This window comes from Parasegetibacter sp. NRK P23 (assembly GCF_023721715.1).
In the GTDB taxonomy this organism is placed as follows: Bacteria; Bacteroidota; Bacteroidia; order Chitinophagales; family Chitinophagaceae; genus Parasegetibacter.
In genome coordinates this window covers 1-1,572 of the sequence record NZ_JAMDLG010000024.1, presented here as the reverse complement: position 1 = coordinate 1,572, position 1,572 = coordinate 1, and the positions used below count along the sequence as shown (strand labels likewise).

The window sequence follows — 1,572 nt, the reverse complement described above, 5'->3', positions numbered from 1 at the left end:
TGAAGCGCGGACGGTAGTGGATAAAGCGGTCGAAAATCAAATCAATCCTCTAATTTTGAACTGACCGGAAAAAGGGGCCGCTGACAAGATTAAAAATGATAGAAAATACAAGTCGACAGTTTCGGAGCGGCTGAATTTAATCATCAATAAACTTGGAGACGAATACCAATCAATATTGGGAGGAACTGTTTATTATACTGCTTTTAAGTTTCAAGAAGAGGATAACTATGCAACCAGCCATTATATTTTACATTTCACAAAAGGACATAGAGGATATGACCTAATTAAAACAACTTATAATGACTTTGCAAATGTAGGCACTGTATTCGACGGTGTTAACACCTACACTTTTGATGCAAAGAAAATCGATAAACCAGTAGTTGAGTTGTTCGACCTAAATTCTACAAACATTGATAAACTAAAAGATGAGGTTTATAAAGCCTTTCGTGGAAAAGAATTGACCGCACATGATTTGTTTGAAAAGCATCACACTAATAACCTTTATAGCCGTAGTCATTATACGGCAGCCCTAAGGAGACTTGTAGATGAGGAAAAATTAATTTCGACCTTTACTGACAATAAAGAACATAAGAAAAGTGTTCTTATTTCAAAAGACTGTATTTTAAAATTTAACTAATGGCAAATTCATCTATCGAATGGACAGAAATGACTTGGAACCCAACTACGGGCTGCACAAAGATTTCTGCCGGCTGCAAATTTTGCTATGCTGAAATAATGACCCGGCGATTAAAAGCAATGGGGCAGGAAAAATATCAATACGGATTTAAAATAGTAAAAACTCATCCGGAGACACTTGATATCCCTTATACTTGGAAACATCCTAAGATTGTATTTGTAAATTCAATGAGCGACCTTTTTCATCAAGATGTTCCTTTAGAATACATAAAACAGGTTTTCAAAGTAATGAATGAAAATCCACAACATGTCTTTCAGGTTTTGACCAAAAGAGCTGAAAGGCTTTTTAAAGTTCATAAAGAATTGCATTGGACACATAATATTTGGATGGGAGTTTCCGTAGAGGATATAAGGGTGATTGAGCGTATTGACTTCCTACGAAAGACAAGAGCGAAAGTAAAATTTCTTTCACTTGAGCCACTCATCGGGGAGTTGAGCAACCTTAATTTAAAGAAAATAGATTGGGTAATAGTTGGGGGTGAAAGTGGACATAAACCACGACCAATGAACCCAGATTGGGTTTTAGACATACAAGACCAATGTGAAAAAGCCAAAGTTGCATTTTTCTTCAAACAGTGGGGAGGCAAGAATAAGAAGGCTGCAGGTCGCATTTTAAATGGGCGGACTTATGATGAGATGCCGGACGTTCACGAGCTTATAAGAAACTCTTGACAGAAAGAACGCCAGCACACAACAATAGTTTTGCAATATCCGGGTAAGACTGTAAACGTGATGTTTGTTTTTCAAAGCAAACTCAATCTGGGCAAGATTGTTTACGTTTTCAAATCCCGGCCATCGCAAAGCCGTCACGTTGTGTGTAATTTTTGACGATTCCATATATGAACAGACTTAAACTTTATTTATCTTTTATTCTGA

At 36.8% G+C, this 1,572-nt stretch carries 2 protein-coding genes; both read left to right on the top strand.

Annotated elements, in window-relative coordinates:
- Positions 1 to 175: 175 nt before the first annotated feature.
- Positions 176 to 637, top strand: a complete 462-nt coding sequence (locus M4J38_RS19320) for a hypothetical protein (protein ID WP_251761455.1) — start codon at positions 176 to 178, stop codon at positions 635 to 637.
- A complete protein-coding gene (locus M4J38_RS19315) occupies positions 637 to 1,368 on the top strand; it encodes a DUF5131 family protein (RefSeq protein WP_251761454.1) in 732 nt (243 codons plus the stop codon). The genes M4J38_RS19320 and M4J38_RS19315 overlap by 1 nt, the downstream gene beginning before the upstream one ends.
- Positions 1,369 to 1,572: the final 204 nt, after the last annotated feature.